We start from the raw sequence: 22638 nt of genomic DNA, 5'->3' as shown, positions 1-22638 counted from the left end.
GGTTGTCGTGCCGCCGCGGGCAGTCGAACAAAAGAACAGACCCATACGGTCGCTCCGCGTGCAACCCTCGGGGCGGTCCGATCGTCACAACAGCCGCAGGGGTCGCCACAGCCCACACGGGTGTGGCGCAGACACGGACACGGACGCCGGGCGTCCACGGGAGGGGTTCGCTTCATGTCGTCGGCGCATTTCGGCAGGAGGCTGCGCAAGGGAGCGGTCAACACCACCGTGGCCGCACTGGCGGTCGCGGCCCTGGCCGCCTCCCAGGCACCGGACGTCACGGCCGGCGGCGTGAGCGGGAGCGGCAGCGGACAGACCGCCGCCGACACCCCGGCGGCCGCGGACGCGAGCACCGACGGCAGCGCCACCGGCAACTCGCCGTACTACACGGACCTGCCGCCGCTGAACAGCCCGAACCCCGCGCCCAGCGCCACCACCAGCCCGGTCGGCACCGGCAGCTCCGAGGCGGGCATCCCCGCGACCGTCCTGGACGCCTACAAGAAGGCCGAGGCGGAGCTGGCGCAGTCCAAGCCCGGCTGCAACCTGCCCTGGCAACTCCTCGCCGCCATCGGCAAGGTCGAGTCGGGCCAGGCCCGCGGCGGCAACGTCACCGCCGACGGCACCACCATCACCCCGATCCTCGGCCCGGTCCTCAACGGCAACGGCTTCGCCAACATCAGCGACACCGACAACGGTGCCTACGACGGCGACAGCACCTACGACCGCGCCGTCGGCCCCATGCAGTTCATCCCCTCCACCTGGGCCTGGGCGGGCCGCGACGGCAACAACGACGGCAAGAAGGACCCCAACAACATCTACGACGCCGCGCTCGCCGCCGGCCACTACCTGTGCCGCAACAACTGGGACATGTCCACCACCTCGGGCATGCGCAGCGCGATCCTCAGCTACAACAACTCGACGGACTACTACAACACCGTCATGTCGTGGCTGGAGTACTACCGCAAGGGCACCCACACCATCCCCGACGGCACCGGCACCGTGCCCTCCGACCGCAGCGACGACGACACGAGCACGCCGTCCACCCCGTCGACGCCCGGCACCCCCTCGACCCCGGGCACGCCCAGCACCCCCTCGACGCCGAGCACCCCGGCGCCCACGCCGACCGACACGGTCGACCACCTCGAGAACGCGGGCAGCACGACCAAGCTCACCGCCATGGCGGGCGACGCCTTCACCACGAAGGTCAGCACCCGCGCGGAGACCGCGGCCGGCAAGGCCGTCGCCAAGGTCAGGGTCCGCTTCACCATCGTCGGCGACACCGACCTCGCGTTCGCCGGCGGCGAGAGCGTCGCCACGGTCGCCACCGACAGCAAGGGCGTCGCCGTCGCGCCCGCGCTCCAGGCGGGCGAGAAGACCGGCACGTTCACCGTCCGCGCCACCATCGTGGGCCGCACGATCACGGCCGTCGACTACAAGGCCACCGTCACCGCGCGCGCCGCCGACGCCCTCGCCCGCACCGCCGACACCGCGCTGACCTGTGTCGCCGGCGGCGAGTTCGCCGACCAGGTCGAGGTGAAGGCCACCTACAAGGGCGCCGTCGCCGACAAGGTCGCCGCGACCGCCACCCTGGTCAAGTCGGCCGACGACCCGACCGCGAACGACAAGGGCCCCTACTTCAAGGACGCCTCCGGCAACCCCGTCCGCACCCTCACGGACCTGCAGACCGACGCGGACGGCGTGCTGCAGCTGCCGAAGCTGTACGCGGACGACACCGCCGGCACCTACCTGCTGCGCATCACCACCACCGGCGGAGCGACCCTCACGGTCGAACTGACCGTCACGGCCGCCGCGTCCACGACCCCGGACCCGACGCCCAGCGAGTCGTCGAGCACGAGCCCGTCCCCGAGCGCCGACGCCGGCACCGGTTCGAGCGAGAGTGCCGACGCCTCGGCGAGCGCCTCGGCGTCCGCCTCCGGCTCGTAGCCCTGCCCCACCCGCTCCCGCACGGCCACTGCGGCGCCCTTCCCGACGGAGGGGCGCCGCAGTGCTGTCCGACGTGTTCTCATCTCACCCGCCGGTTGCTACGGTGCCGCACCTGACGCACAGTCAGCTCCGAGACCGTTCTCGCCGGGAGGTCCGTATGCGCGCCCTGATCGCCGCCGCGACCGGTCTCGCCGTCGCGCTCGCCCTCGTCCTCACGCTCTCCGCGATCGGCACACCCGCCGGCAAGACCTCACCGGAACCACTGCTGACGACCGTGCCCCCACACCCGTGACCGCCCCGCCGGGAGGCCGAGATGCGCCGCAAGACAAGCCTGGTCCTGCTCGCCCTCGCCGTGTTCTGCGCGGCACTCGCCCCACTCGTGCGCTGGTACGCCTTCCCGCGCCTGGCCAAGATCCCGGCGAACGAATACCAGACGATGGTCCTGGAGGCGAAGAACGCCACCCTCCTCGACTACGGCACCATGACCGCCCGCACCGTCCCCAAGGTGACGATCGTGCAGACCCTCAAGGGCGATGTGGCGGCCTCCGAGAAGATCGAGAAGACGGCCGACCGGGACGTCGTCGTCTGGGACGGCCTGTCCTACATCCAGGGCCCCGACGGCAAGATGGTCTCCAGGGTCCCCGAGCGCTACATCTTCGACGCCCACACCCAGGAGCCCGTCCACGCCACCGGTGAGTCGGTCGACGGCGACCCCGTCCGCCGCGAGGGCATCGAGTTCAAGTGGCCCTTCCTGACCGAGAAACGCGACTACGAGTACTTCGACGCCCAGACCCGCACCAGCAACCCCATCCACTACAAGGGCACCCAGGACTTCCGCGGGGTGAAGGTCTACTACTTCGAGCAGACCATCCCCTGGACCAAGGTCGCCATGCCGAAGACGATGCCCGTCGCCGGCATCACCCCCGAGACCGTCGCCAGGACGGGCACCACCCGCTGGTACACGACGGTCCGCAAGTTCTGGGTGGAACCGCTCACCGGCGCACCCGTCTACGGCGAGGAGATCCACCAGGAGGAACTGCGCGGCGGCACCCTCCTCGGCGGCCGGGCCAAGGTCACGGCGTTCGCGGGCGACGTGAAGATGCGCGAGGACTACGTCGAGCACACCGTCGCCCTCGTCAAGCACAACCGCACCCTGGTCCTGCTCATGACGTCCTCCGTGCCCTGGGGCTGCCTCACCCTCGGCGCCCTGCTGCTCGCCCTGTCCCTCTGGCTGGAGGCCCGGGGCCGCCGCCCGGCGGGCCCGCCACCGGCGAGGGCGCCGGAACGGGAGACGGTCACCGCCTGAGCCGCGCGCTGGTGTGCCGCGTCGGCTCGGCGGACGCCGGGTCCTCCGGCCACGGATGCTTCGGATACCGGCCCCGCAGCTCCGCCCGTACCCCCTTGTACCCGTCTCTCCAGAAGGAGGCGAGGTCGGCCGTGACGGCGGCCGGACGCCCCGCGGGCGACAGCAGATGCACGAGGACCGGCACCCCGGCCACCCGCGGCGACTCCTGGAGCCCGAACATCTCCTGCAGCTTCACCGCGAGCACCGGCCGCTCCGGATCCCCGTAGTCGATCCGGATTCTGGACCCACTCGGTACGGCGATCCGCTCGGGCGCCAGCTCGTCCAGCCGCCCCGCCTCCCCGGACGCCCAGGGCAACAGCCGCCCGAGCGCCTCCCCGGCGTCGATCCGCCCCAGGTCCGCCCGCCGCCGGGCCCGGCCCAGCTCGGGTTCCAGCCATTCGTCCACCCGCGCGTGCAGCGCCTCGTCCGACACCTCGGGCCACGGCTCACCCCGGTGCAGCCGCAGGAACGCCAGCCGCCGCCGCAGCGTCTCCGCCTCCGCGGACCACCGCAACAACCTCCAACCCTCCCGCCGCAGCCCCTCCAGCAGAGCGTCCCGTACGAGACCGGCGTCGGCCTCCCGCAGCGGACGCGCCGTCACCTCCACCGCCCCGAGCCGCTCGACCCGCCGCGCGACGACGTCCCCGCCCGCCCAGCGCACCTCGTCCCGCTCGTCCAGCAACGCACCGGCGGCCCCGCGCGCCACGTCCTCGTCCACCACCGCGGCGAGCTGCACCCGAGCGTGCCCCTTCCCCAACGGCCGGTCGGCGACAGCGACGGCGAGCCAGTCCGCGTCCCGCAGCCGCGACCCTCCGGGAAGCTCGGCCCGGGTCCCGGAGACCATGAGGTACGAGCCACCGTCGGCTCGGGCGACCCGCTCGGGAAAGGCGAGGGCGGCGACGAGTCCGGCGAGGCCGTCGACGGTGGCGCCGGCTCCGCCATCGCCCTTGACGTGCACCTCCGTCAGCAGGGCGTCACGGCCGGGTGCGTGGGACATGTCGGCCAGAACGCCCCGCAGCCGCCGAACCTCCGCCCGCCACCTCCCGGCATAGGCGTCACCCCCGCGCCGGACACTCCTCAGGACAGCGCCCAGATCGTCCCCGTACTCCCGCGGAGCCGCCTCGCTCAACAACGCGACGACCTCCGCGGCACGCTCCACCCCCACCAGCGAGGCCCCGTCCAGCAACGCCCGCCCCAGCCGGGGGTGCAACCCCAGCTGCGCCAGCCGCACCCCCCGAGGAGTGGCCCGACCGGCGGAGTCGACCGCCTGCACGGCCGTCAGCAGACTCCGCGCCGCCGCCATCGCCCCGCCCGGCGGCGCATCCAGCAACGCCAGCCCCGACGCCCCGGGATCACCCCAGCAGGCCGCCTGGAGAGCGAACGCGCTGAGATCGGCCACCTTGATCTCCGGCGCGGGGAAACGCGGCAGACGGGCGTCCTCCGCCTCCGTCCAGCACCGGTACACCACCCCCGGCGCCTCCCGCCCGGCCCGCCCCGCCCGCTGCCGCGCCGCCGCCCGCGAGGCCCGTACCGTCGCCAGCGCGCTCAGCCCCCGCGCATGGTCCACCCGCGGCTCCCGCGCCAGCCCCGAGTCGACGACCACCCGCACCCCCGGAACCGTCAGCGAGGACTCCGCGACGGAGGTGGCCAGCACCACCCGGCGCCGCCCACCCGGCGCGAGCACCGCGTCCTGCACCGCGGCCGGCGCCCGCCCGTGCACCTGGAGCACGTCCACCCCGTCCAGGCCCCCGAGCTGCCCGGCCACCCGCGCGATCTCCCCCACGCCCGGCAGGAAGCACAGCACGTCCCCGGGCCGCTCGGCCAGCGCCCGCCGCACCACCGACACCACGTGCGCGAGGAGTGCCGGATCCACCCGCATCCCGTGCGGCGGCCGTACCGGGCGGACCGGGGGAGCCCAGACCACCTCCACGTCGTACGAGGACCCGTGGGCCTCCACCACCGGCGCCCCGCCCAGCAGCCGCGCCCACCCCTCGGTGTCGGTCGTCGCGGACGCGGCCACCAGCCGCAGCTCGGGCCGCAGCGTCTGCCGTACGTCCCACAGGAAGGCGGCCGCGGTGTCCGCGTCCAGATGCCGCTCGTGGCACTCGTCGAGCACGACGACGTCCACGCCGGCCAGCTCCTGGTCGCGCTGGAGCCGCTGCACCAGCACACCCGTCGTGACGACCTCCACGCGCGTGTGCCGCCCCACGACCCGCTCCCCGCGCACGGTGAACCCGACGCTCCCACCGGCCTTCTCGCCCAGCAGCCACGCCATCCGCCGGGCCGCCGCCCGCGCCGCGATCCGCCGCGGCTCGGCCACGACCACCCGCCGCGCCGGCCCCTCGCCCAGCAGCCCGGCCAGCGCCAGCGGGACGAGCGTCGTCTTGCCGGTGCCGGGCGGCGCGGCCAGGACGGCGGTGCCGTGCCCGTCCAGAGCCTCGTTCAGGGCGGGCAGGACGGCGCGCACGGGCAGCGCGGCCAAGGCGTCTTCACGGAGGATCACGCCCCCAGTGTCGTACGGCGGCCGGTGCCGTACGGCGGCTCAGTCCCGTGCGCAGACGAAGATCGCCGTGCCGGGGATCAGGTTGCCGCGCAGCGGGGACCAGCCGCCCCACTCGGAGGTGTTCCACACCGGCCACTCCGGCTCCGCCACGTCGACCAGGCGGAAACCGGCCGCGGCGATGTCACGGACCCGGTCGCCCAGCGTGCGGTGGTGCTCGACGTAGACCGCCTGGCCCCCCTCGTCCACCTCGACGTACGGCGTCCGGTCGAAATACGAGGCCGAGACGGTCAGCCCCTCCGGGCCCGGCTCGTCCGGGAACGCCCAGCGGATCGGGTGGGTCACCGAGAACACGAACCGCCCGCCCGGCCGCAGCACCCGGCGGACCTCCTTCAGGACCAGCACCGGATCGGCCACGAAGGGCAGCGCCCCGTACGCCGAGCAGGCCAGGTCGAAGGAGCCGTCGGCGAAGGGCAGCGCCCCGGCGTCCGCGCACACCAGCGGGAACGCCCCGCCGATCCGCAGCGCGTGCTGGAGCTGGCGGTGCGAGAGGTCCAGGGCGACCGGACGCGCCCCCTGGGCGGCCAGCCAGCGCGAGCACTGGGCCGCGCCCGCGCCGATCTCCAGGACGTCCTTGCCCTTGAGGTCCTCGGCCGGGCCGAGCAGCTCGGCCTCCACCTCGTCCAGCCCCTCGGGACCCCACACGAAGCGGTCGTCGCCGAGGAACGTGCCGTGCTCGATCTGGTACTCGTCCGCGTTGCGGTCCCACCAGCCCCGGTTGGCCCGGGAACTCTCCGTGACATCTGCGTCGCGCCTGGTGGCCTCCGGCTCCGGGGCCGGCTCGGACAGGGGCGCGGACGATGCGGGCTCTTGGATGATCGGCTCCCTCGTCGTACTCTTCCGTGCAACCCGCCCGACGGTGTCACTCGCGGTGTCACCGGAGGGGCTTCCTGCGGCCTGTGTGACCTCAGGAGAAAGGTTGTGTGCCGGTTATGCGGCGTTCTGCCCCGGGTGTGCGCCTTCGCGCATTGACCCTGCCCGGCTGCCCCCGTATGCTACAAGTTGCGCTGCGGGCCTGCGCGCCTCAGACGGAGCAGGCTGCGCTCGCATCTGTTGTATGTCCCCTCGGTTGTCGAGGCGTATCACCGGTTCGTCGGTGAGGCGCTTCCTAAGCTGTCCGGCTTCATCAGAGCGATACGGGCTCCCGGCGTAGCAGTACCTACGACTTTCTGTCCGTAACCGGAGCCCTTTCCCACATGACGAGCAGCACCGAGACCACCGCCACCACCCCGCAGGTTGCGGTCAACGACATCGGTAACGAGGAAGCCTTCCTCGCCGCGATCGACGAGACGATCAAGTACTTCAACGACGGCGACATCGTCGACGGCGTCATCGTGAAGGTCGACCGGGACGAGGTCCTGCTCGACATCGGTTACAAGACCGAAGGCGTTATCCCGAGCCGTGAGCTCTCGATCAAGCACGACGTCGACCCGAACGAGGTCGTCGCCGTCGGTGACGAGATCGAGGCCCTCGTCCTCCAGAAGGAGGACAAGGAAGGCCGCCTGATCCTCTCGAAGAAGCGCGCCCAGTACGAGCGTGCCTGGGGCACCATCGAGAAGATCAAGGAAGAGGACGGGATCGTCACCGGTACCGTCATCGAGGTCGTCAAGGGTGGTCTCATCCTCGACATCGGCCTCCGCGGCTTCCTCCCGGCCTCCCTGGTCGAGATGCGCCGCGTCCGCGACCTCCAGCCCTACGTGGGCAAGGAGCTCGAGGCGAAGATCATCGAGCTGGACAAGAACCGCAACAACGTGGTCCTGTCCCGCCGCGCCTGGCTGGAGCAGACCCAGTCCGAGGTCCGCCAGACGTTCCTCACGACCCTCCAGAAGGGTCAGGTCCGTTCCGGTGTGGTCTCCTCGATCGTCAACTTCGGTGCCTTCGTGGACCTGGGTGGCGTCGACGGTCTGGTCCACGTCTCCGAGCTGTCCTGGAAGCACATCGACCACCCCTCCGAGGTCGTCGAGGTCGGCCAGGAGGTCACGGTCGAGGTCCTCGACGTCGACATGGACCGCGAGCGCGTCTCCCTGTCGCTGAAGGCGACCCAGGAAGACCCGTGGCAGCAGTTCGCCCGCACCCACCAGATCGGCCAGGTCGTGCCCGGCAAGGTCACGAAGCTGGTTCCGTTCGGTGCGTTCGTCCGCGTGGACGAGGGCATCGAGGGTCTGGTCCACATCTCCGAGCTGGCCGAGCGCCACGTGGAGATCCCGGAGCAGGTCGTCCAGGTCAACGACGAGATCTTCGTCAAGGTCATCGACATCGACCTCGAGCGCCGTCGCATCAGCCTCTCGCTGAAGCAGGCCAACGAGGCCTTCGGTGCCGACCCGGCCACGGTCGAGTTCGACCCGACCCTGTACGGCATGGCCGCGTCCTACGACGACCAGGGCAACTACATCTACCCCGAGGGCTTCGACCCCGAGACCAACGACTGGCTCGAGGGCTACGAGACCCAGCGCGAGGCGTGGGAGCACCAGTACGCCGAGGCGCAGACCCGCTTCGAGCAGCACCAGCAGCAGGTCATCAAGTCCCGCGAGGCCGACGCCGCTGCCGCGGCCGAGGGCGGCGAGGCCGCGGCTCCGGCCGCGTCCGGTGGTGGCTCGTACTCCTCCGAGGGCGCGGACACCTCCGGTGCCCTGGCCTCGGACGAGGCGCTGGCCGCGCTGCGCGAGAAGCTGGCCGGCGGCCAGAGCTGACGCTCACTGAGCAGTAGTTCCTGACTGAGGGGCCGTACCTTTCGAGGTGCGGCCCTTCAGCGTTGCCGCGCGGCGTTCCCCGCGCCCCAGGGGGGAGTTGTCCTCACCTCGGGAATGCCGGGGCTCCCAGGCGCGTTGTGATGGAGGAACACGAGGAGGAGCGGTCCAGGTGCTTGATCCGCAGGGTTTGTACGCATGGGAGCCGAAGGGGCTGGCCGTCGTCGACATGGCGCTCGCCCAGGAGTCGGCCGGACTTGTCATGCTCTACCACTTCGACGGATACATCGACGCGGGCGAGACCGGCGAGCAGATCGTCGACCGGCTCCTCGACTCGCTGCCCCACCAGCTCGTCGCCTGCTTCGACCACGACCGACTGGTGGACTACCGCGCCCGCCGGCCGCTGCTGACCTTCAAGCGCGACCGCTGGACGGAGTACGAGGAACCCGCCATCGAGGTACGGCTCGTCCAGGACACCACCGGAGCACCCTTCCTGCTCCTGTCCGGCCCCGAGCCGGACGTCGAGTGGGAGCGCTTCGCCGCCGCCGTGAAGCAGATCGTCGAGCGTCTCGGCGTACGCCTCTCGGTGAACTTCCACGGTATCCCCATGGGCGTCCCGCACACCCGCCCGGTCGGCCTGACCCCGCACGGCAGCCGCACGGACCTGGTCCCGGGCCACCGCAGCCCCTTCGACGAGGCCCAGGTCCCCGGCAGCGCCGAGGCGCTCGTCGAGTACCGCCTCATGGAGGCCGGCCACGACGTGCTGGGTGTCGCCGCGCACGTCCCGCACTACATCGCCCGCTCCGCCTACCCGGACGCGGCGCTCACCGTCCTCGAAGCGATCACCGCGGCGACCGGCCTGGTCCTGCCCGGCATCGCCCACAGCCTCCGCACGGACGCCCACCGCACCCAGACCGAGATCGACCGACAGATCCGCGAGGGCGACGAGGAACTCACCTCCCTCGTCCAGGGCCTGGAGCACCAGTACGACGCCGCCGCCGGCGCCGAGACCCGGGGCAACATGCTCGCCGAACCGGCCGACATCCCGTCGGCGGACGAGATCGGCCTGGAGTTCGAGCGCTTCCTGGCGGAACGCGAAGGCGACAACTGAGCCACCCCTGATGCCCGAAGCCGGAACAGGACGAGCAGGGACGGGACGAGCAGGGACGGGGCCTGTCGGGACGACCGTCGCCGACAGGCCCTAAGCTTCGCCTCATGCTGAAGGTGGGCCTGACCGGCGGGATCGGCGCCGGCAAGAGCGAGGTGTCGCGGCTGCTCGTCGAGTGCGGGGCCGTGCTGATCGACGCCGACCGCATCGCACGCGAGGTCGTCGCGCCCGGAACGCCGGGACTCGCCGCCGTCGTCGACGCCTTCGGCGAGGACGTCCTCACCCCGGACGGCAGCCTCGACCGGCCCCGGCTCGGCTCGATCGTCTTCGCCGACCCGGAGAAGCTGGCCGTCCTCAACCGGATCGTGCACCCCCTGGTCGGCGCCCGCTCCCGCGCACTGGAGAGCGCCGCCCCCGAGGACGCCGTCGTCGTCCACGACGTCCCCCTCCTCACCGAGAACGGCCTCACCGCGCTCTACGACCTCGTGATCGTCGTCGACGCGGCCACCGAGACCCAGCTCGACCGGCTGGTGCGCCTGCGCGGCATGACCGAGGAGGACGCCCGCGCCCGGATGGCCGCCCAGGCCACCCGGGAGCAACGCCGGAAGATCGCCGACGTCGTCATCGACAACGACGTACCCCTGCCGGAACTCGAGCGGCGGGTGAAGGACGTGTGGGCCGAGCTCACGCGCCGAGCGCGGCAGTCCACGCAAGAGGGCCGCCCGGACGAGGCCCGCCTGGAATAGGGGCGCTCGTTCCGCGCGTTGAACCCTCCCAGCAAGGGAAGGATTTTTCCGTGCCCGATACCAGCGGTTCGACCGGACGTACTCCGGAGACGCATGTCATCGACTTCCGTGCCGCGGAGCAGCTGCTCGCCGCACGGGATCCGCGGGGCGCGGTGAAACTGCTCGACAGTGTCATAGCCGCACACCCCGAGAACACCGCCGCCCGCCTGCTGCGCGCCCGCGCCTTCTTCGCCGCCGCGCAACTCAGGCCCGCGGAGCTGGAGTTCACCGTCGTACTGGAGCGGGAACCGGACAACGCGTACGCGCACTTCGCGCTCGCCCGCACCTACGAGCGGCAGGGCCGCGGCGACCAGGCCAAACGCCACTTCCGCCTGGCGGCCGCACTGGACCCCAACCCGCAGTACCTCAAGGCGGCCCGCTTCGAGACCTGACCGCGCCCGACACTCACGGATGACGCCGCTCCGGCGGCCGGTACGGCGGGATGTCGCGACCGGGCTGGTAGTGCGGGCCCTGCCGGAGGTGCCTGAGGATCAGCGCCAGATCCACGGTGACCACCACCCAGAGCACCCCACAGGCGGCCGCCCAGCCGGGACGCCCCGCGAGGGAGAACGCGACCGTCCCGAAGATCGCCCACACCAGTCCCCACACGCTCAGCCAGGCACGCATCCGCAGTGCACTGCGCGCTGTCGTCGGTTCACTGCCCGTACGCATCGGGAATCACCACTCCTCCCTTGAAACGTACTCTTCCGTCCGGACGTTCTCCAGGCAGACAGGGACCGACGGAGAGGGGCGGGATCGGTGCTGCCGGAAGCCGACGAACTGGCCGAGGCGCTGCTCGACCTCGGCGTACCGTACGAGGACATCGACGAGGCCGTCCGACTGAGCCGCCGTCTCCCCGACGACACCGAGGCACTGCGGCTGCTGGAGGAGACCGTCAGGGAACTCGTACCGGAGACCGCCGGGACCGGCGAGACCGGGGTGGCCGGCCGCTCGGCGACGGAGGGGATCCTCGGATCGATCGAGCTGCCCGAGCTTCCGGACGCCGCCGGCCCGCACGCCCGCTACTTCCCCCTGTACGTGTTCGCCGCGGCGCTGCCCCGGGCGCGGGCCCGGCACCGCGCGCGAGGCATTCCGGAGCCGGTCAGCCGGCTCACCCTCGCCGACGTCGGCCGGTGCGTCGCCCTGCACCGGCGCCGGCACGGCACCGGCGGAGTCCTGAACGCGGGGTGGCCGACCCTGCACTTCCGCGGCGAGCTCTACCAGTTGGGGCGACTTCAGTTCCAGCGCACCCGCATCGGCGGCCGGACCGGCGACCTGCTCGCCGCGGCCGGGCTCCCGGTCGGCCCCGGCGACCCGGCGCTCGCCCTGCACGTCCCCGACTTCATGGGCCCGCTGACCCCCGGGGCCGTCGATCGTTCCCTCGCGCTGGCACGGGAGTTCTTCCCCCGCCACCACCCCGAGGAGCAGTACACGGTCGCGACCTGCGCCTCATGGCTGCTCGACCCGCAGTTCAAGCGCCACCTGCCCGGGGACTCCAACATCGTCCGCTTCCAGGACCGGTTCCGCCTCGGACCCCCGCCGGCCGAACCGGAGGACTCGGTCCCCGTCCGCTTCGTCTTCGGCACCACCGACGAGCCCCTGGACCGGCTGCCGCGCGACACGGTCCTCCAACGGGCGGTCCTGGACCATCTGCGGGAGGGCGGGCACTGGTTCATCGGACACGGCTGGCTCCCGCTGTGACACGAACGGGTGAACCTGTGCGGGAGGGGAACGGCTGACCGAGGGCGGCCCGTTGGACGGGCATGCGACAAGACATGCGACATGGATACGCGGGCACGGGCCCCGGAGCGATCACCCCGGACGGCTGCGCGGTCGAGCTCTACTCACGCCTGCCGGTGCGGGACGAGCCGGACGTCATCGCCGCGGCGGTGCCCGCCGGCGCGCACATCCTCGAACTCGGCAGCGGAGTCGGCCGGATCACCCACGCCCTCCTGGACCGAGGATTCACCGTCACCGCGGTGGACGAGTCCCCCGAAATGCTGGAACGCGTCCGGGGCGCGCGCACCTTATGCGCCTCCATCGAGACCCTCGACCTGGACGAGACCTTCGACGTGGTGCTGCTCGCCTCGTTCCTCGTCCACAGCGGGGACATCGAGGTCCGCCGGGGCATGCTCCGCGTCTGCGCACGGCACCTGGCCGACGGAGGGTGCGTCCTGATCCAGCGCGAGGGCGCCGACTACCACACCGACCTGCCCCGCGAACGCGTCGACCCGACGGGCTTCACCCTGCGCATGGTCTCCTCGGACCCGATGGGCGACGGCGTCCACTCCGTCCGCGCGGAGTACGCGTTCCCGGACGCGACCTGGACCCAGACCTTCCTCGCCCGCCCCCTCACCGAGGAGCAGTTCGAGGAGGCACTGGCGGAGGCGGGTCTGAAGGTCGACCGATACCTGACGGAGGACGGGGTCTGGGCGAGAGCGGTCCGGTCGCAGCGATGAGTTCCGGGCGGCGGCACGGTCTCCTTCCGCGGCGGCGGTGGCGCCGAGGGCGCTGATGGCGGGCGCGTGCACCGCCCGGATCGCGGTCCTCGAGGCCGTACGGTGGAGGCATGGATGCCGCACACCGCTCCGGCCTCGCGGGTCTCGCCGGTCTCGCGGGTCTCGATCGGCGGGTCGTGGGGTGTCGGGCGTGTCCTCGGCTGGTGGCGTGGCGGGAGGAGGTGGCCGTCGCCAAGCGGGCGGCCTTCTCCGACTGGACGTACTGGGGCCGGCCGGTGCCCGGCTTCGGCCCGCCGGACGCGCGGCTGCTGATCGTGGGGCTCGCCCCGGCGGCACACGGCGGCAACCGCACGGGCCGTATGTTCACCGGCGACCGCTCCGGAGACGTCCTGTACCGGGCGCTGTACGAGGTGGGGCTCGCCTCGCAGCCCACCTCCGTCTCCGCGGACGACGGGCTGCGCCTGTACGGGGTCCGGGTGACCGCGCCGGTGCACTGCGCACCGCCCGCCAACAGGCCCACCCCCGAGGAGCGGGACACCTGCCGGCCCTGGCTCGTCCAGGAACTGCGGCTGCTGCGGCCGACGCTGCGCGCGGTCGTCGTCCTCGGCGCGTTCGGCTGGCAGGCCGCACTGCCCGCGTTCGCCGAGGCGGGCTGGAGCGTACCCCGGCCCCGGCCGGCGTTCGGGCACGGGGCACGGGTGACGTTGGCGAGGCTGGAGGGGGAGGGCGGGAGGGAGGGGAGGGAGGGGAGGGGGCCCCGGGAAGGGCGGGAAGGGCACGAAAGCCCCCTCGAACTGTTCGGCTGCTTCCACGTCAGCCAGCGCAACACCTTCACCGGCCGGCTCACCCCCGAGATGCTCAGGGACGTACTGCGCACGGCGGCGGACGCGGCGGGGCTGCCGCGGTAGAGGGCGCCGACGCGATGGCCGAAAGGGGTGCGACCTCGGTGGGGCGAACGTTGCCTGCCGCGGCACTAGGGTGCCCGGATGACCCTGTATCCGGAGATCGAACCGTACGACCACGGCCTGCTCGACGTGGGGGACGGCAATCGCGTGTACTGGGAGACCTGCGGCAGTCCACGGGGCAAGCCGGCGCTGGTGCTGCACGGAGGTCCGGGGTCCGGGGCGAGCGCGTGGGCGCGGCGGCTGTTCGATCCGCAGGCGTACCGGATCGTGCTGCTCGACCAGCGGGGGTGCGGGCGTTCCACGCCGAGCGCGAGCGCGTACGACACCGACATGAGCGTCAACACGACGGCTCACCTCATGGCGGACCTGGAGCTGCTGCGTGAGCGGCTGGGGATCGAGCGGTGGCTGGTGTGGGGAGTGTCGTGGGGGTCGGTGCTGGGGCTGCGGTATGCGCAGACGCATCCCGGTGCGGTGAGCGAACTGGTGCTGACCGGGGTGGCGTCGGGATCCGACGCGGAGGTGGAGCTGCTGACCCGGGGGATCGGGAAGTTCTACCCGGAGGCCTTCGAGGAGTTCCTGGGCGGGCTGCCGGAGGGGGCGGCGCGGGAGGGGAATCTCCCCGCCGCCTACAACCGGCTGCTGGAGTCGCCCGATCCGCAGGTGCGGGAGCGGGCGGCGCGGGCGTGGACCGACTGGGAGACGGCGATCATCCCGGCGCCGCCGCGTTCGGTGGAGCGGTTCGAGGATCCGGCGTTCCGCAGGGGGTTCGCCCGTACCGTCACGCACTACTGGGGCAACGGGCACTTCCTGGGCGAGGAGGGGGAGGAGGGTGTGGTCCTGCGCGACGCGCATCTCCTCGAGGGCATCCCGGGCACCCTCGTCCAGGGCAGCCTCGACTTCGGCAACCTCGTCGGTGTCGTCTGGCGGCTCCACCACGCCTGGCCCGGCAGTGAGCTGGTGATCGTGGACCAGGCCGGGCACAACGCGAGCGCGCCGGGCATCGCGGAGGCGCTGGTGGCGGCCACCGACCGGTACGCCCGCCGCTGACCGGCCCACCCCGCACACGGCACGGCATCGAGGAGGTGCGGGGCGGCGACCGGGGTGAACGGGGTCCTTTTTCTCCTCCCGTTGGGTGTCCGACCCCGGGAGTCTATTCGGACTGCTGTTCGAGTGCCGGCTTCTGTGGTGTCTGTCGTCGGGGTGCCGGTCCGGAGAGGTCTCCGAAGAGATGCCGCACGCTGGAGCGGTAGTTGGCCTGGACGTGGTGCAGTGCGTGGGTGCGGGCCCGGTCGGGGTCGCCGGAGGCGATGGCGTCGTACAGCTCGCGGTGTTCGGTGAGGAGCTGGGGCCATTCCTCGTTCTGCCGGGTGAGCCAGCGCATCCGGCCGTCGACGGGTTCCATGACCGAGATCAGCAGGCTGTTGCCCGCCATGGCGAGGATGCCGTCGTGGAAGCGGGTGTTGACGTCGGTGATCGTCTCGGCGTCCCCGGCGGCGGTCGCGGTGGCCGCCTGGTCGAGGAGTTCGCGCAGCTCGGCGAGGGCGTCCGGGGTGGCGCGGGCGGCGGCCAGTCCGGCCGCGTACACCTCCAACGCCTCGCGCAGCTCGAAGAGTTCCTTGACGTCGTCGGGGGTGAGGCGGCGGACGACGGTGCGGCGCGCCGACTCGAAGAGGACGAAGCCCTCGGCGACCAGGGACCGGATGGCCTCCCGGACCGGTACCCGGGAGACGCCGAACCGCTCGGCCAGTTCGCGCTCGACGAGCCGGTCGCCGGGGCGCAGGCGGCCCGCGATGATGTCCTGCCTGAGGGTGGCCAGGACGCGTTCGCGTACCGCTCCGAGGGGTTCGATCTTCGCCGTGGGGCTCATGGGGCCATCTTCGCCGACCCGTGGGTGCTTTTACGGAGCCGTAACGGGACGGACATCGGTCGCAACGCTTGACGGGAGGACGATGACCGCAGTTTGGTATACCAAACGAGGATTCCGCATCCGGCGATCCACCTCATGGAGGCCCCCGTGTCCCTCGCCGACCGCGCCGAAGCCACCGGCGCACCAGCGTTCGTCCCCGATCCCCGGCTCACCAACGAAGACCTCGCCCCCGCCGAGAAGCGGAACTGGAAGGTCTTCGACCTCTTCGCCATGTGGATGTCCGACGTCCACAATCTCGGCAACTACACGTTCGCCGCCGGTCTGCTCGTCCTCGGCATGAACGTCTGGCAGGTCTTCACCTCCCTCCTCGTCGGCTTCGTGCTCATCTACATCGGCATGAACTGGATGGGCAGGATCGGCCAGCGCCACGGCGTGCCCTTCCCGGTCGTCAGCCGGATCAGCTTCGGTGTCTGGGGCGCCAACATCCCCGCCCTCATCCGGGCCGTGATCGCCATCATGTGGTACGGCATCCAGACCTATCTGGCGTCCGTCGCGGTCAATGTGATGCTGCTGGCGGCCTGGCCGGGCCTGGAGTCCTGGACGCACCACTCCTTCCTCGGCCTCGACGCCCTCGGCTGGGTCTCCTTCGTCTCCCTCTGGCTGATCCAGGCGCTGATCATCAGCCAGGGCATGGAGTCGGTCCGCAAGTTCCAGGACTTCTGCGGCCCCGCGATCTGGCTGGTCATGATCGCGCTGGCGGTCTGGGTGCTGGCCAAGGCCGACTGGACCATCTCGCTCACCACCACCCCGCACCCCGTCTCCGTGGGCGAGCAGTGGCGGCAGTGGTTCGGCGCGATCGGCCTGATCCTCGCCACCTACGGCACCCTGATGCTCAACTTCTGCGACTTCTCCCGCTTCGCCCCCGACTACCGGACCGTGCGGCGCGGCAACTTCTGGGGCCTGCCGATCAACTCCACGGCCTTCGTGGTCGTCTCGGTCATCGTCACCGCCGGCTCCCTGGAGGTGTTCGGCGAGGCCATCACCGACCCGGCGGAGCTGGTCGCCAAGGTCGGCAACACCTGGGTGCTGGTCCTGGCCGCGCTGACCTTCGCCGTCGCCACCATGGGCGTCAACATCGTCGCCAACTTCGTCTCCCCGGCGTACGACCTCGCCAACGTCTGGCCGCAGAAGATCAGCTTCAAGGTCGGCGGCATGATCAGCACGGTCGCCGCGCTGGTCGTCACCCCCTGGAACCTCTTCTCCAACCCGACCGTCGTCAACTACTTCCTCGGCGGCCTCGGCGCCTTCCTCGGCCCGCTGTTCGGCGTGATCATGGTCGACTACTACCTGGTCAAGCGCGGCCGCGTCGACGTCCGTGAACTCTTCGACGCCACCCCCGGCTCCCGCTACTACTACCGCAAGGGCGTCAACCCCAAGGCCCTGGGGGCGTTCCTGCCCTCCGCCGCGGTCGCGGCCGTCCTCGCCCTGGTGAAGACCTTCAGCGACATCGCCCCGTACTCCTGGTTCATCGGTACGGCCCTCGCGGCCGGCCTCTACGTCCTGCTGACCCGCACCGAGCGGGCGGCCGTCCCCGAACAGCCCGCGGAGGTCTGAGAAGCGTGCGGATCGTCGTCACCAACTGCAACACCACGCAGGAGATGACCGAGGAGATCGTGCGAGGTGCCCGGGCCGCGGCAGGCCCGGGCACCGCCGTGCTCGGCCTCACCCCCGCCTGGGGACCGGAGTCGGCGGAGGGCTGGCTCGACAGCTACCTCTCGGCGGCGGCCGTCATCGACCTCCTGCGCACCTACGACGGACCGCCCTACGACGCCGTCGTCATGGCGGGCTTCGGCGAGCACGGCCGCGAGGGCGTCCGGGAGCTGGTCGACGTCCCCGTCGTCGACATCACCGAGGCCGCCGCCCACCTGGCCTGCCTCCTGGGCCGCCGCTACGGCGTCGTCACCACCCTGGAGCGCTCCTGCGGCCAGATCGAGGACAGCCTGGAACTCGCCGGCGTCGGCCGCAACTGCGCCGCCGTCGTCGGCACCGGCCTCGGCGTCCTCGACCTCGGCGACGGGGAACGCACCGAGGCGGCGTTCCTCGCGGCGGCCGAACGGGCCCGCGACGCGGGCGCGGAGGTGCTGGTCCTGGGCTGCGCCGGGATGACCGGCCTCCAGACGGCGGTGGGGGAGAAACTGGGGCTACCGGTCGTGGACGGCGTGGGAGCCGCGGTGAAGCTGGCGGAGTCCCTGGTGCACCTGGGTCTGACGACGAGCAGAGCGGGGAGTTTCGGGCGGCCGGTGCCGAAGAGGCGGGTGTGGGGGACGCCCTGAGCACGGCGCCGCCGGGGCGCCGTCGGCGATAACCGTTCGACACCGGCCGCGCCGCCCGCCACCCTTGCCTCCCGGAGCGCCCCCGCCCCGCCACCGTCACCATGACCTCCGGGAGACCGATGCCCGTGCCCGCCCTGAGCGACGCCGAGTTCCTCGACACCACCGCCGACCGACTCGCCGCGCTCCCCGCGGTCCGGGCCGTGGCGCTCGGCGGGTCGCGGGCCGAGGGGACCCACCGCCCCGGCAGCGACTGGGACCTCGCCGTGTACTACCGGGGATCCTTCGACCCCGACGACCTGCGGGCCGTCGGCTGGGAGGGCGAGGTGTCGGAGATCGGCGGGTGGGGCGGCGGGGTCTTCAACGGGGGCGCCTGGCTCACCGTGGACGGGCGGCGGGTCGATGTGCACTACCGGGACCTCGACGCCGTGGAGCACGAGTGGGCCGAGGCCGAGGAGGGGCGGTTCCGGGTGGAGCCGCTGCTGTTCCATCTCGCCGGCATCCCCAGCTATCTCGTCGTCGCCGAGCTGGCCGTCGACCGGGTGCTGCGCGGTGAGCTGCGGCAGCCCTCGGCCTACCCCCGGGCGCTCCGCCGTACCGCGCCCGACCGCTGGTACGGAACCGCCCGCGCCACCCTCGAGTACGCCCGGGCCCATCACGCCCCCGCCGGACGGCGGACCGAGGCGGCCGGAGCGCTCGCCGTGGCGGCCGTACAGACGGGGCACGCCGTGCTGGCCGCCCGCGGGGAATGGGTGACGAACGAGAAACGGCTGCTGGAAAGGGCGGGACTGCGCGGTGCGGACGAACTCGTCCGCCTTCTCGGCAGTGTCGGGGACGATGCGCTGCCGGGCGTGATGGAGCGGGCCTCGGATCTCTTCGGGGAATGCGTCCGGACGGCCCTGGAAAATCGCACCCTCGAATAATCGTTGGAAACCGGTGAGTTGGCGTTGCTACGGTCTTTCCCGTGGCGAAACTCAATCAGATCATCGCAGTCGAGAAGGGCATCAAGTCCAAGGCTCACCAGGACCTGACCGCGGCTCATCACGGGCTCCAGAAGCCCGCGTTGCTGGCCGGTATCTCGCGTACCTATCAGCCCAAGGACGAGGAGGGCGAGCAGCTGCCGCCCGAGTCGACGCGTGTGCAGGTGCAGGCCGAGGACGTGCTGCGGGAGACCGCGGCCACCCTGACCCGGCTGTTCGACGTGACCGCCACGAAGGACTGGGCCAACTGCACCGCCCGTGCCGACGTGACGGTGGACGGACGGGTCCTCGTCGCCGACGCCCCCGTGTCCTACCTGCTGTTCCTGGAGAAGCAGCTCGTCGACCTCAACACCTTCGTACGGAAGCTGCCGGTCCTCGACGCCTCCGAGGCCTGGGTCGAGGACCCCTCCACCGACGCCTGGAAGACCGAGCCGGTGCGGACGCTGCGGACCAAGAAGGTGCCCCGCAACCATGTGAAGGCGGAGGCGACCGAGAAGCACCCGGCGCAGGTCGAGGTGTACTACGAGGACGTGCCGGTCGGTTACTGGACGACCGTGAAGTTCTCCGGAGCGCTTCCCGCCCGCCGGATCAACGAAATCCTGACCCGGGTGGAGAAGCTGCAGCAGGCCGTGAAATTCGCCCGCGAAGAGGCGAACGGCGTCGATGTCGTCGACCAGCGGGTGGGTGACTCGGTTTTCGGCTACCTCTTCGAGTGACCCCGTCACGGAGAAATCCATTACAGACCCCCCGGCCCACTGAGGCCGGGGTGCGCGAGGAGCGCAAGCTGAAACTGAAGCCTGTCGTGATGATCACCAAAAATCGGTGATCGTTGAATCTCAGACTCTTGCTCCAGACTCAGCATTCGCCGCCGATCGCCGGATCGACCGGGCCCAGGGCCCCGGACGTCGAATTGCTGGTTCAAGTCCAGCCCGCGCAGCTCGATGCGCGGTGGTCCAAAGGCAGGACGCGACGACATCAGACTGACCTGGGTCCTCAAGCGTGCCGGCGTGCCGCATGGGTGGCATCTACAGGGGCCGGGGGCAGGCTACGCCTCCGGTCCCGCTCCCGTCTTTCCGCTACCGCTCCCGCATTCCCGCTCCCGTATTCCCGCTCCCGCATTTCCGTTCTTCCGGTACGAGGAATGCCTTTCCGGACGTTGCGTTCATAAAGAAAGCGGGATCCGGCCCAGCCGTCACCTCGCCGAAACGCGACCGTCCCACGATCCCCGGAACCACCCCCTACCGTGGACAGCACAGCTCACCGCTGACCGCCCCGGCCGCCGTCGCCCGAAGGCACACCTGCCCTCGACACGACAGGAGCCCTGTGTCCCCGCGTTCCGCCGTTGCCGTTCGCACCGTCCTTCCGCCCTGGCTCGCCCACGCCCTGCGCGCCCAGCGCGGACCCGTCCCCTGGAGCGCGGTCACCCGCGGCGCGCTCGCCGCCGGGCCGCTGCTGCTGGTCGCCGTCCTCACCGACCGTGTCTCCCTCGGGGTCGTCGCCGCCATCGCCGCGATGCTCGCCGGGATCAACGACCGGCCCGGCAGCAGGCGGGCCGCCGTCAAACGGCTCGGCGCGCCCGCCCTCGCGGGAGCGGGCGGGATGCTCGTCGGGACGTACGTCGGCGACCAGGTGGGTGCCGTCGCGCTGACGGCCGTACTCACCGGGCTGGGCCTGCTCGCCGGCGGGATGAGCGCCATCGGGCCCGTCGCCTCCGGCGCCGCGACACAGCTGCTGGTGGCGGCGGCCATCGGCGCCGGGATGCCGGTGCCCGAGGCCGGCTGGACGCGCGCCCTCGCCTTTCTCGCCGGCGCCGGCTGGCTGCTCGTGCTGCGGCTCGCGCTGCCCACCCCCGGCGCCCTGACCGGCGACTTCCGCTTCGACGGGGAACGCGCCGCCGTCTCCGGGGTGTACGACGCCGTAGCCGACCTCCTGGACGCCGCCGGCACCGCCCACGCCACCGCCCGCCGCGCCGCCCTCACCGCCGCCCTCGACCACGCCCAGGACGCCCTCACCGGCCCCCGTCTGCGCCGCTTCGCCAGCTCCGCCGCCGAACGGCGACTGCATGCCCAGTACGCCGCCGCCCTGCCCCTCGCCGAAGCCGCGACCGCCCTCGCCTGGGGCGGGGAAGCCGTCTCCGCACGCGCCGCCGAAGGCCTCCGGCGGCTCGCCGTCGCCGTCCGCGACAACACCCCCACCGGGCCGCTGCCCGCCCCCTCCCGGTCCGCGCCCGCGCTGCGCGCCCTCGACGACGCGCTGCTGCACGCCGCCGAGGCCTTCGACCGGGGCGGCGGTGGCGATCTGCACACCCGTCGGCGCAGTCCCCGCGATCTGCTGCGGACCGCGTTCGGGGCGGGCGGGCGCGAGTACGGCCTGCGGGTCGCCCTCTGCTTCGGGGCCAGCGCGGCCATCGCCCAGGCCCTGCACCACTCCCACTGGTACGGGCAGCACACCCACTGGTACTGGCTGCCCGCCACCGCCGTCTTCCTCGTCAAGCCCGACCTCGGACCGCTGGTGTCCCGGGTGCTGTGCCGGGCCGCCGGGACCGTGCTCGGCGCGCTGCTGTTCGCCGCCTTCGCCGCCGTGCTGCCCCGGCCGGAGGGACTCGTCGCGCTGGTCGCCGTCTGCGGGGCGCTGGTCCCCGTCTCCACCCGGCACTTCGCCGCGCAGACCGCCGTCGTCACCGTGCTCGTGCTGTCCCTCGTGATGGTCGGCGGCGAGCCGCAGGCCTCCGTCAGCCGCATCGCCGAGACCCTGCTGGCCTGCGCGATCGTCATCGTCGTCGGACATCTGCCGATGCCGGGGGAGCGCGGCGGCCAGGTGCGCGCCCGGCTCACCGCGGCCACCGGCGCCGCGCACGCCTACCTCACCCACGTCCTCGACGGCCCCGACGACCGCGCCCACCGCTGGACCCTGCGCCGCGAGGCCTACCGCACCCTCGCCGAGGCCCGCACCGCCATCGCCCTCGCCGCCCATGAACTGCCCGCCCTCGCCCGCCACACCGAGGGCACGGACGAGGTCGCCGCCCTCCTCGAACGGCTCGTCGACACCACCACCGCCTGTGCCGTCCACCTGGACGACACCGGCCGGCTCACCCCCGGGCACCGGGCCCAGCTCACCGAACTCCTCGGTGAACTCGCCGTACGCCGGGACCGCCTGGGCCTGACGAGCCCGGCCCCCGAGCTGCCGCTCGCGGTCTGAAGGTTCCAGGTGCTGACACGACGACGCCTTCTCCCCATGGCGCGCGGCACGTGAGGAACTGCTGAACCGTGACGTCGAGGCCGCGCGGGAGCAGGACGGCGGCCGCGTCCGCCATCACGACGCGTACGGCGTCCGACACGTGCGGTGCCGGAGATGTCCGGAACGTGACCGGATCCTCACGGTCCGCGCCGAACCCGTGTCAACTACGTCTCAGTAACGCAACCGAGCGAGCTTCCCGGCCTCCGGAGGGCGTTAACTCCTACAGGTACGACGCTTTCTGGAGGTGCGAGATGGTGAACGGGCGAACCGTGCTCGAGCGCTTTCCCGCAGGCGGGCCGCGCGGATCGTGGCCCGCGGAGGAGTTCGCGCACGCACGCCGCATGGAGGGACTGGCCGCCGAGGTCGTCATGGACCTCGCGACCGACACCTTCCTGGTGATCGTCCGGGGCGGCGACGCCGCGGACTGACCC

General features: G+C 72.1%; 21 protein-coding genes. 17 read left to right on the top strand and 4 right to left on the bottom strand.

Annotated features, from left to right (window positions below; translation table 11 throughout):
* Positions 1-174: 174 nt before the first annotated feature.
* From AQJ64_RS05640 to pgfA, 3 genes are all read left to right on the top strand, one after another.
* Positions 175-1944, top strand: coding sequence for a lytic transglycosylase domain-containing protein (locus AQJ64_RS05640; protein ID WP_055638762.1), 1770 nt, complete (start codon positions 175-177; stop codon positions 1942-1944).
* A gap of 157 nt (positions 1945-2101) precedes the next feature.
* Positions 2102-2236 carry an SPW_0924 family protein gene (locus AQJ64_RS47760; protein WP_107103443.1) on the top strand — a complete coding sequence of 45 codons (135 nt, stop codon included), beginning with the start codon at positions 2102-2104 and terminating at the stop codon, positions 2234-2236.
* Positions 2237-2257: 21 nt separating this feature from the next.
* A complete protein-coding gene (pgfA, locus tag AQJ64_RS05635; protein WP_055638761.1) occupies positions 2258-3250 on the top strand; it encodes a cell envelope lipid trafficking protein PgfA in 993 nt (330 codons plus the stop codon).
* On the opposite strand, the gene hrpB is transcribed toward pgfA, so the two are convergent.
* Positions 3240-5789 (bottom strand): ATP-dependent helicase HrpB, encoded by a 2550-nt coding sequence (gene hrpB / locus AQJ64_RS05630; protein ID WP_059202521.1) that lies wholly within the window; start codon positions 5787-5789, stop codon positions 3240-3242. The genes pgfA and hrpB overlap by 11 nt on opposite strands.
* Before the next feature lie 42 nt (positions 5790-5831).
* The gene (locus AQJ64_RS05625) at positions 5832-6668 is read right to left on the bottom strand and encodes a class I SAM-dependent methyltransferase (RefSeq protein WP_206189902.1); all 837 of its coding nucleotides are present in this window, start codon (positions 6666-6668) and stop codon (positions 5832-5834) included.
* Between the two features lie 377 nt (positions 6669-7045).
* Between AQJ64_RS05625 and rpsA the strand changes: the two genes are divergently transcribed.
* The 4 genes from rpsA to AQJ64_RS05605 all read left to right on the top strand — a co-directional run bounded on the left by rpsA (position 7046) and on the right by AQJ64_RS05605 (position 10821).
* Positions 7046-8539, top strand: a complete 1494-nt coding sequence (gene rpsA, locus AQJ64_RS05620) for a 30S ribosomal protein S1 (protein WP_030791486.1) — start codon at positions 7046-7048, stop codon at positions 8537-8539.
* 169 nt (positions 8540-8708) lie between these two features.
* Positions 8709-9647 (top strand): PAC2 family protein, encoded by a 939-nt coding sequence (locus AQJ64_RS05615; RefSeq protein WP_055637993.1) that lies wholly within the window; start codon positions 8709-8711, stop codon positions 9645-9647.
* Positions 9648-9751: 104 nt separating this feature from the next.
* Entirely contained in the window at positions 9752-10390 is a 639-nt protein-coding gene (coaE, locus tag AQJ64_RS05610) for a dephospho-CoA kinase (protein ID WP_055637992.1), read from the top strand.
* A 50-nt stretch (positions 10391-10440) separates the two neighbouring features.
* Complete coding sequence (locus tag AQJ64_RS05605; protein WP_055637991.1) at positions 10441-10821, top strand: tetratricopeptide repeat protein; 381 nt, start codon at positions 10441-10443, stop codon at positions 10819-10821.
* Positions 10822-10834: 13 nt separating this feature from the next.
* Here the strand turns inward: AQJ64_RS05605 and AQJ64_RS05600 are convergent, their stop codons facing one another.
* A complete protein-coding gene (locus AQJ64_RS05600; protein ID WP_055637990.1) occupies positions 10835-11101 on the bottom strand; it encodes a DUF6343 family protein in 267 nt (88 codons plus the stop codon).
* Positions 11102-11188: 87 nt separating this feature from the next.
* On the opposite strand from AQJ64_RS05600, the gene AQJ64_RS05595 reads away from it, so the two are divergent.
* From AQJ64_RS05595 to pip, 4 genes are all read left to right on the top strand, one after another.
* Positions 11189-12130, top strand: coding sequence for an acyltransferase domain-containing protein (locus AQJ64_RS05595; protein ID WP_055637989.1), 942 nt, complete (start codon positions 11189-11191; stop codon positions 12128-12130).
* Between the two features lie 74 nt (positions 12131-12204).
* The gene (locus AQJ64_RS05590; protein WP_055637988.1) at positions 12205-12888 is read left to right on the top strand and encodes a class I SAM-dependent methyltransferase; all 684 of its coding nucleotides are present in this window, start codon (positions 12205-12207) and stop codon (positions 12886-12888) included.
* Between the two features lie 110 nt (positions 12889-12998).
* On the top strand, positions 12999-13796 hold the full coding sequence (locus tag AQJ64_RS05585) for a uracil-DNA glycosylase (protein WP_059202448.1): 798 nt from the start codon (positions 12999-13001) through the stop codon (positions 13794-13796).
* Between the two features lie 78 nt (positions 13797-13874).
* On the top strand, positions 13875-14840 hold the full coding sequence (gene pip, locus AQJ64_RS05580; RefSeq protein ID WP_059202447.1) for a prolyl aminopeptidase: 966 nt from the start codon (positions 13875-13877) through the stop codon (positions 14838-14840).
* A 103-nt stretch (positions 14841-14943) separates the two neighbouring features.
* Here the strand turns inward: pip and AQJ64_RS05575 are convergent, their stop codons facing one another.
* Entirely contained in the window at positions 14944-15660 is a 717-nt protein-coding gene (locus tag AQJ64_RS05575) for a GntR family transcriptional regulator (protein ID WP_055638803.1), read from the bottom strand.
* A 147-nt stretch (positions 15661-15807) separates the two neighbouring features.
* Here AQJ64_RS05575 and AQJ64_RS05570 point away from each other — a divergent pair, with 147 nt between their 5' ends.
* The 6 genes from AQJ64_RS05570 (at position 15808) to AQJ64_RS49555 (ending at position 22635) form a co-directional block, all read left to right on the top strand.
* Positions 15808-17274 (top strand): NCS1 family nucleobase:cation symporter-1, encoded by a 1467-nt coding sequence (locus tag AQJ64_RS05570; RefSeq protein WP_055638805.1) that lies wholly within the window; start codon positions 15808-15810, stop codon positions 17272-17274.
* A 5-nt stretch (positions 17275-17279) separates the two neighbouring features.
* Positions 17280-17993 (top strand): aspartate/glutamate racemase family protein, encoded by a 714-nt coding sequence (locus AQJ64_RS05565; protein WP_055638804.1) that lies wholly within the window; start codon positions 17280-17282, stop codon positions 17991-17993.
* A gap of 119 nt (positions 17994-18112) precedes the next feature.
* Positions 18113-18913, top strand: coding sequence for a nucleotidyltransferase domain-containing protein (locus AQJ64_RS05560; RefSeq protein WP_059202446.1), 801 nt, complete (start codon positions 18113-18115; stop codon positions 18911-18913).
* A gap of 41 nt (positions 18914-18954) precedes the next feature.
* Positions 18955-19686, top strand: a complete 732-nt coding sequence (locus tag AQJ64_RS05555; protein WP_055639057.1) for a DUF7873 family protein — start codon at positions 18955-18957, stop codon at positions 19684-19686.
* A gap of 607 nt (positions 19687-20293) precedes the next feature.
* Positions 20294-22168: an FUSC family protein gene (locus AQJ64_RS05550; protein ID WP_059202445.1), complete on the top strand. Its 1875-nt coding sequence runs from the start codon at positions 20294-20296 to the stop codon at positions 22166-22168.
* Between the two features lie 290 nt (positions 22169-22458).
* On the top strand, positions 22459-22635 hold the full coding sequence (locus tag AQJ64_RS49555; RefSeq protein WP_099054132.1) for a hypothetical protein: 177 nt from the start codon (positions 22459-22461) through the stop codon (positions 22633-22635).
* Positions 22636-22638: the final 3 nt, after the last annotated feature.

The organism is Streptomyces griseoruber (genome assembly GCF_001514205.1).
In the GTDB taxonomy this organism is placed as follows: domain Bacteria; phylum Actinomycetota; class Actinomycetes; order Streptomycetales; family Streptomycetaceae; genus Streptomyces; species Streptomyces griseoruber.
The sequence above is the reverse complement of the archived record's forward strand: the minus strand, read 5'-3'. Positions and strand labels throughout refer to the sequence as shown.